This is a genomic window from Acinetobacter sp. ANC 4636, from assembly GCF_054454555.1.
The window spans coordinates 427,457-436,141 of sequence record NZ_JBTKVD010000001.1; the positions used below are offsets into that span (position 1 = coordinate 427,457).

At 40.6% G+C, this 8,685-nt stretch carries 4 protein-coding genes; all 4 read left to right on the top strand.

From position 1 onward, the window contains the following. Positions 1-5 precede the first annotated feature (5 nt). On the top strand, positions 6-4,511 hold the full coding sequence (locus tag ACX1N5_RS02030) for a translocation/assembly module TamB domain-containing protein (protein WP_458802155.1): 4,506 nt from the start codon (positions 6-8) through the stop codon (positions 4,509-4,511). Between the two features lie 21 nt (positions 4,512-4,532). After that, entirely contained in the window at positions 4,533-4,877 is a 345-nt protein-coding gene (locus ACX1N5_RS02035) for a hypothetical protein (RefSeq protein WP_458802153.1), read from the top strand. 437 nt (positions 4,878-5,314) lie between these two features. Beyond that, entirely contained in the window at positions 5,315-7,954 is a 2,640-nt protein-coding gene (locus tag ACX1N5_RS02040; protein WP_458802151.1) for a bifunctional aconitate hydratase 2/2-methylisocitrate dehydratase, read from the top strand. Positions 7,955-8,016: 62 nt separating this feature from the next. Further along, a partial coding sequence (locus ACX1N5_RS02045) for a hypothetical protein (RefSeq protein ID WP_458802149.1) occupies positions 8,017-8,685 on the top strand: 669 nt, incomplete at its 3' end.

Consider the following 8,685-nt stretch of genomic DNA (forward strand, 5'->3'; position numbering starts at 1 on the left):
TTCACATGACTGAACAACAACAGCAACCAGAAAATTTAGCTACCCAACCTAAACGTCATATTTTGCGTACTGTTGTCCTGAGTTTTTTGGGAATTATATTGCTCCTAGTTGTAGCACTTGCAGTCATGTTTTCTACTGATCGTGGTAGCCAGTTTTTACTGGATCGAGTTTTACAAAGTCAAAAAATAATAAGTTATGAATACGAAGGGGGAAATTTCCTTAAAGGATTAACCCTGCGTAAAATGGACATTAATATTAATGGGATTGAGGTTAAGATTAAACGTGCCAAAGTGGTCATTGGCTGGCGGGCAATTGTAGAAAAAGAGCTGCATTTTAGTCATGCTGAAGTTGAATCTTTAGAAATTATTGATCAAAGACCACCAAGCAATCAGCCTTTCAAATACAACCAAATCAAGTTGCCATTTACCTTACGTTTAGATGCAGCAACACTTGATCATTTACAGATTCGGGTCAGAAAGACCGTTGTTAATTTTTATGATATTCAACTACATAAAGCATTGTGGTCTGGCACTGAACTGACGTTTAAAGATTCCAGTTTTAATATGGGGTATTTATCTGTGAAACAGGCTTCAGGACAAATGAAGTTTGAACAGAAATACCCGCTGCAAGCAATAGGTAAGCTCAATATTCCGGCATTACGTGCTTTAAATATTCATGATATTAGCGTACATGCAGGTGGAACGCTCGATACCATTACAGCGGGTGCAGCAACCCATACCCCTGATTTATTGTCAGCACGTATGATTATTCAGCCTTTACATGCACACGTGCCGATGTGGGGGCAGTTGAATTTAAAAAATTACAATTGGCCGCTTGTGACAGGTGAAAAACTTTGGTCAAAAACTGGGGTTGCCAAAGTTGATGGTAATGTCTCAGGTATGAATATTCACGTCAAGACTGACTTGCGTGGCAAAGATCTTCCAGAAGGTAATTACCAAGTTGAAATGTTTACTGATTATTTGCATCAGTTAAATATTAGTAAGTTCAATGGTCAGGTGATGCAGGGTGATCTTCATGCAACAGGGCTGGTTAACTGGCAGCATGCAGTACGTTGGGAAGCGCAAGGGCGTATGCAAGGTATGCAACCAAAAGATAAATTGGTACCTGCCAGTATTCGTGATTTCCTCCCACCAAATCTGGATGGAAACCTCGCATCTGCTGGAACACTGGAAAAAGGTTTGCATACGACAGCATCGGTCAGCTTTGATAAATATGAATCATGGAAGTTAAAACTAGATCAGGCACCTGTAAAAGACAAAAAAGTTCAACCGATGTTGATCAATTTGGCTTGGCAAAATATCAATCGCCCGATGCCTTATATTGGTGGGTTAAATAGTCCATTAGGTCAGGTTGATGTGACAGTGCAAAAAGGGCAAGAAAATATTCAGGTAGCAACACAAGTCATCAAGCATGAACAAGGCTGGCTACCTACAGGACAATATCAGGCGAAACTGAATTTTAAAAATCAGGACTTGAATATTCCTGAATTTAAATATGTGACTCCTGAAGGTGGATTGACTGGTCATGCCGTGTTGCAACTCCCAACTGCCAAACGCCAGTTCAAGTGGAATGCAGGTGTAGTTGCCAAGAACTTTAATCTACAAAGTGTGATTGCTGTTGCCCCTGTTAATTTGTTAAATGGTCAGTTAAACGCTAGTGGTTATGCTAATAAAAATCAGCAAATTATTGAATTTAAAGGTGTTGATCTAAATGGGCAGTTGGCAGATCAGGCACATGACACGGTTCATTTGACAGGAACTTCAACCGTTGCAGTCATTTTCAATGATCAAAAAACAGGTGGCGGCTTAAAAGGTTATGCCGTTCTTTATAATGGTGCATTGCAGTCAAGTCGTGTGCCTAATAGTGCAGGAACTTTACAGTTAAATCTGTCTGGAACACCTGATTTTATTAAAATTTCCCGTTTGAGTCATGATGGTGCTGCAGGCAAAATTTTAGCGGATGGTCTGGTTAGTCTGAAAAATGGTATTGCATGGAAAATCAATGCTGCACTGGTGCATTTTAAACCGCAATATTTTATTAGCAGTCTCAATGGTGAAATTTCTGGTGTGGTTAAAACAGAAGGTTTGTGGTCGGATGCTTTAAAGCGTATCAGCATTCAACAGTTGAATCTGGCGGGGATAATTAACCGTCAAGTTGTACGTGGTAAGGGAAATCTGGCTGTTGTAATCAATAGCAACCAAAAAGGATTGATGCCACAGCAGTTTGAAGCAAATAATCTATTTTTAGCCTACGCTGGTAATCAGGTACAGGCAACGGGTAATGCTCAGAACTTGCATCTTCAGGTGAATGCTCCTGCCTTATATGCGATTTATTCGGGCTTACGTGGTCGGGCATATGGTTATTTGGATATGCAGACCCGCCCACATTTAAAAGCAACGACAAATCTTGCTGTAGACAACTTTGCCTTTAAAGATTTGCTGAGTATTCAGAAGTTAAGGGTACGAGGTGAGTTGCCGACATCTGAAACCACACCAACTATGCTTAAAGCAGAAATGACCAATTTACGTCGCGGCAATCGTCAGATTCAATATGGTGCCGTGACTGTTGCGGGAACACGAAAGGCGCATGTACTGCAAGTACAGGGCTGGAATAATTATTCTAAATTCTATGTACAATTGGCGGGTGGGTTTAACCCAAATAATGACTGGACAGGGCAGATTCAAAGAGGTGTGTTTGACTCGGTTCGTGCAGTGCTGACCCAACAGCAAAATGCAAATGTTGTTTATCGTAGTGCAGCTCGGCAGCTATATATTGGACAGCATTGCTGGGCAAGCAAGCAAAGTCATTTGTGTTTTGATCAGCCTATTTTGGTGAGTCAAAATGCAGGGAATATTTCGTTTGTCGCAAGTGATTTAAACTTAAATGACTTCTCCGCGTTTATGCCAGATGGTTTGGCAATGACAGGACAGCTAAATGGCTATGCCAAAGCTTCTTGGGCGCAAGGCAAACATCCCAATATTGATGCAAAACTCATCACAAAAAATGGTCAAATTGGCGTCACAGCAGATGATCCTGATGATCCTGCAACAACAACCAGTTATCAACAACTGAGTTTGATTGCTAAAAGTGTGACACAAGGTTTATTGCTACGCCTAGATGTTAAAACGGAAAATATTGGTACAGGTTATGCCAATGTTGTGATTAACCCTTATAACAGTGCATTGCCAATGCAGGGTGAAATCGCATTTGACCGTGTAGATCTGAAGTTTTTAAAGCCATTTGTACAAGATATTCGTTCAATTAGCGGTACGTTGGCATTTGCAGGGAAGGTCAGTGGAACCTTGACTAAGCCATTATTGGCAGGAAACCTTCGCTTGAAAGATGGCGAGCTTAGTTTGGTTTCAGTGCCTGTTAATATTCACAATCTGCAACTTTATTCGGCCATTCAACAAAACCATGCCACGGTTCACGGTGGATTTAATAGTGGCAAGGGTGTTGGGAAAATTGATGGGCAAGTGGATTGGATTGGCGAGCCAAGAGTACAGTTGAATTTACAAGGTAATAACTTGTTGGTTCGTCAAGCGCCGTTGGTTACAGCCGTGATTAATACCAATATGGCTTTTGATATTTTACCGCTTCAGAAAAACTTGAATGTTAAAGGTAATATCGAAATTCCACGTGCTTTGGTGAATATGCCAGAATCGAGTGCCAACGTGGTCAATGTTTCTTCTGATGTTCGTGTTCTTAAAGCTGGCCAAGATGCGCTACAGGTGTTGCGTCAGTCCAAGCCTTGGAAGATTCAAGCAGATGTTGATTTGCAGTTGGGCAATAAAGTGATTTTCCAAGGTTTTAATAGCCGCATTCCATTGGTAGGGCGTTTATACCTCACTCAGCGTGGTCTGGAAACGGCTATGAGTGCCAATGGGGCAATCGGTGTTAGCCAAAAAGTCAAGATTGAACCGTATGGGCAAACACTTGATTTAAACCGTGCCATTGTTCGTTTCAATGGCCCTGTAGGTAACCCGACATTAGATATTGACACAACCAAAAATATTTCGGGTACAACAGTGGGGGTGCGTATTACAGGAACAGCATCTTCGCCAAATATTCAAGTATATAATGATGGTGGTTTGTCTGAACAAGAAGCATTGAATGCCTTACTTTCAGGACGAATCAATGAAGGTAGCACCAGTTTAAACCAGACCACGACTTTTAAATCAGATGTCAACAACACTCTTGCTGCAGCAGGAATCAGTTTGGGTTTAGGTGGTACACGAGCATTTACCAACCAGATTGGACGAACTTTTGGTTTAAGTGGTTTGGCTTTAGATGCTGAGGGTACAGGCAATGACACGCAAGTGAGTGTTACAGGGTATCTAACGCCAGATCTATATTTACGTTATGGGGTCGGTGTATTTACCAACGTTAATAAGTTAACTTTGCGTTATCAAATGAATAAACGCTTATACTTGGAAGCCAGTCAGTCTCTAGAACGAGCAATTGATGTATTCTATAATTGGCGCTTTTAATTTTAAATTTTGGAGCATTGAATGAAGAAGATTTTGCTATTGGTGATGTCAGTAATGGCTTTGGTGGGTTGTAGTAAACCTAAACAATTGCCTCCTCAAGAAGCATGGCAAAAATTTTGTTCAGTCATTCCAAGTGCTGCGACCAACATCATGACTGATCGTCAGCAAGGTGTGAAAGAAGCTGATGCGCTAGAACACGCGAAAAAAGTCCCTGATCAGCATGCTCAACAATATCTTGAGTCTTTAATTAAGGAAGCGTACAAAGTACCTGTTTACTTGAACAGTGACCAGCGCCAAAAAGCACTAGATGCGTTTATTCAGGGGCGTGAACAGGAATGCTTAAAGCAAACCACTCAAAATAAATAACACAAAAAGTTTGAGGAAAAGTGGTGGTAGCGACCATCATTTTTCTATTGAATAGTGAATTTAAGCAGCTTAATGATAATTTTTATCATTAAGTTATTTATTTTATTCAGAAAATTCGTAAATTTGTCATCTATTTCCACTAAGGTGGAATAGGTATCAAAGAGAGAGTCTGCCAATATCTTGATGTTTCTTTGGTGATTTATCAAGGATGACATCATCGAGATTACCAAAGAAATAAAGCGTTAAGCAGGAAATCTATATTTGAGTGCTTAATTGTCTATATATTTCGTCAGGAAATAATGACCATTAAAAACTAATAGGTTGTCTGCATTAACTTTTAACAGGAAGTTTAGTAGAATTTTGCTGTCCATATTACTTATGAAGCTTTTGGAAAAGCAGGAACTCATAAGTGATTTTTTAAAAAAGAGGAATAAACTGTGCTAGAAGCTTACCGCCAACACGTTGAAGAACGTGCCGCACTCGGAGTCCCACCGAAGCCACTTGATGACGCTCAAACTGCTGCATTAGTCGAATTATTAAAAAACCCACCAGCAGGCGAAGAGGCATTCCTTGTCGACTTACTTGAAAATCGCGTTCCAGCAGGTGTAGACCAAGCTGCTTATGTTAAAGCTGCTTTCTTGGCAGCGCTTGCAAAAGGTGAAGCGACTTCTCCACTGGTTTCTAAAGAACGTGCGGTTTACTTGCTAGGCACTATGCTTGGTGGTTACAACGTAGCTCCTTTAGTTGAACTTTTGGACGATGCTGAATTATCAAACTTAGCTGCTGAAGCATTGAAAAAAACCCTTCTTGTATTTGATGCATTCCATGACGTTGCTGACAAAGCGAAAGCGGGTAACGAAAATGCGAAAGCAGTTCTTCAATCTTGGGCTGATGCTGAATGGTTCACATCGCGTCCAGATGTTCCAGAAGAAATCAAAATCACTGTATTTAAAGTGACTGGCGAAACCAACACTGATGACTTGTCACCTGCACAAGATGCTTGGAGCCGTCCAGACATTCCATTGCATGCAAATGCAATGCTTAAAAACGAACGTGATGGTATCAACCCTGAAAAACCAGGTGAAGTTGGTCCATTAAGCCAAATCAAAGAACTTATCGCGAAAGGCAACCAAGTTGCTTACGTGGGTGATGTTGTTGGTACAGGTTCTTCTCGTAAGTCTGCAACTAACTCAGTGCTTTGGTTCTTCGGTGACGAAATCGCGCACATTCCAAACAAAAAAGATGGTGGTTACTGCTTAGGTGGTAAAATTGCTCCGATCTTCTTTAACACAATGGAAGATGCAGGCGCATTGCCAGTAGAGATCGATGTTTCTAACATGAACATGGGTGACGAAGTTACTCTTAAAATCGATCACGCTGCTGCTAAAGTAACTGCGTTCAAAAACGGCGAAAAAATCGCTGAATCTGAACTTAAAACTCCAGTACTTCTTGACGAAGTACGTGCAGGCGGCCGTATCAACTTAATCGTTGGTCGTGGTTTGACTGCTAAAGCACGTGAAGCTTTAGGTCTTGCACCATCTACATTGTTCCGTACTCCAGTACAACCTGCTGCAACTGGTAAAGGTTTCACTTTAGCTCAGAAAATGGTTGGTCGTGCTTGTGGTCTTCCAGAAGGTCAAGGTGTAATTCCTGGTACTTACTGTGAACCTAAGATGACTACAGTTGGTTCTCAAGATACAACTGGTCCTATGACTCGTGACGAGTTAAAAGACTTGGCTTGCTTGGGCTTCTCTGCTGACCTTGTAATGCAGTCTTTCTGTCACACTGCTGCATATCCAAAACCAGTTGACGTACAAATGCAACACACGCTTCCTGATTTCATCATGAACCGTGGTGGTGTTTCTTTACGCCCAGGTGACGGTATTATTCACTCTTGGTTAAACCGTATGCTTCTTCCAGATACCGTAGGTACTGGTGGTGACTCACATACTCGTTTCCCAATTGGTATTTCATTCCCAGCGGGTTCAGGTCTTGTAGCGTTTGCTGCAGCAACTGGTGTTATGCCACTTGACATGCCTGAGTCTATTCTTGTGAAGTTCAAGGGTAAAATGCAACCTGGTATCACTCTACGTGACCTTGTGCATGCGATTCCTTACCGTGCGATTCAAGAAGGTGACTTAACTGTAGAGAAGAAAGGTAAGAAAAACATCTTCTCTGGTCGTATCTTAGAAATCGACTTAACAGAAATGGAAACTCAATTGACTGTTGAGCAAGCATTTGAACTTTCAGATGCTTCTGCTGAACGCTCTGCTGCTGGTTGTGCAATCACTCTTTCTGAAGAGAAAGTTGCTGAATACCTACGCTCAAACATCACAATGCTTAAGTGGATGATTTCACAAGGCTATGGCGATGCGCGTACAATTGCTCGCCGTGTTGAGAACATGGAAAAATGGTTGGCTAACCCATCACTTCTTAAAGCTGATGCTGACGCTGAATACACTAAAGTGTATGAAATCGACCTAGCTACAATCACTGAACCAGTTCTTTGCTGCCCGAACGACCCAGATGATGCGAAACTTCTTTCTGACGTTCAAGGCGTTAAGATTGACGAAGTATTCGTTGGTTCATGTATGACTAACATTGGTCACTTCCGTGCTGCTGGTCAGTTGCTTGACAAAGTACCAAGCGGTTCATTGTCTACTCGTTTATGGTTGGCTCCACCAACTCGTATGGACGAGCACCAATTGATGGAAGAAGGTTTCTATAACATTTATGGTAAAGCTGGCGCTCGTACTGAAATGCCAGGTTGTTCATTATGTATGGGTAACCAAGCACGTGTAGCTCCGAACACTACTTGTGTATCGACTTCTACTCGTAACTTCCCGAACCGTTTAGGTCAAGGCGCGAACGTTTACTTAGCTTCTGCTGAACTTGCATCTGTTGCTGCTGTACTTGGTAAATTACCAACTCCAGAAGAATATCAACAATATGCAGCTCAAATTGACAGCATGTCTGCTGACATCTATCAATACTTGAACTTCGACAAGATGGGCGAGTATACAGATGCTGCTAAAGACATCGATACCAAGAAAATTGCTGCTGCTCAGTTGACCTAATTTATTGAAAAATAGATTTAATTGAGTGAAGATAAGGGCTGATTAATTCAGCCCTTATTTTTATGTCTACATTAACTAATATAGAAAAGAGAAAAATTGAAAAAATCTTTGGTATGAATTCTGGATATGTTTTGAATTTTAGTGATCGGACGTATGCTGATTTTTTCTCAGATCTCGGTATTGATATTAATAATTTAAAGTATTACGTAAATGGTAATTCTAAGGCAAAAAGATTAAGATGCTTTTGGGATATTGAAGTAGATTACATAGTTGCGAGAGTATTAAAAGCACTAATAAATTGGGGAGTGTCAGAAGAATGTTTATCTGATAGCAATCCTAATTTAATAAGTGAGTGTGAATTTATTTGTGAAAGACTGCTTAATGGTGAGACTGATTTAAATGAGTTGGATAATATTGCTCAAGTAAATAATGTCACTCTAGAGTTACTAATTAGTGAAATGAAAAGTAGCTTGGAAAGAGGGAATCCTGAAGCTGCTATTGACAGATTACATACATTTACTACCAACTTTTTGAAAGAAATTTGTACCAAAAATAATATAAATATAGATCGGGACAAGCCTTTACATAGTTTGATGGGTGAATATATCAAAGCTAAAAGGGGGGTGTTGGAAAGCGAGATGTCAGAAAGAATTCTTAAGAGTAATATTTCTATTTTAGAAGCATTTAATGATGTGCGTAACAATCAAAGTTTAGCTCATGATAATATTGTC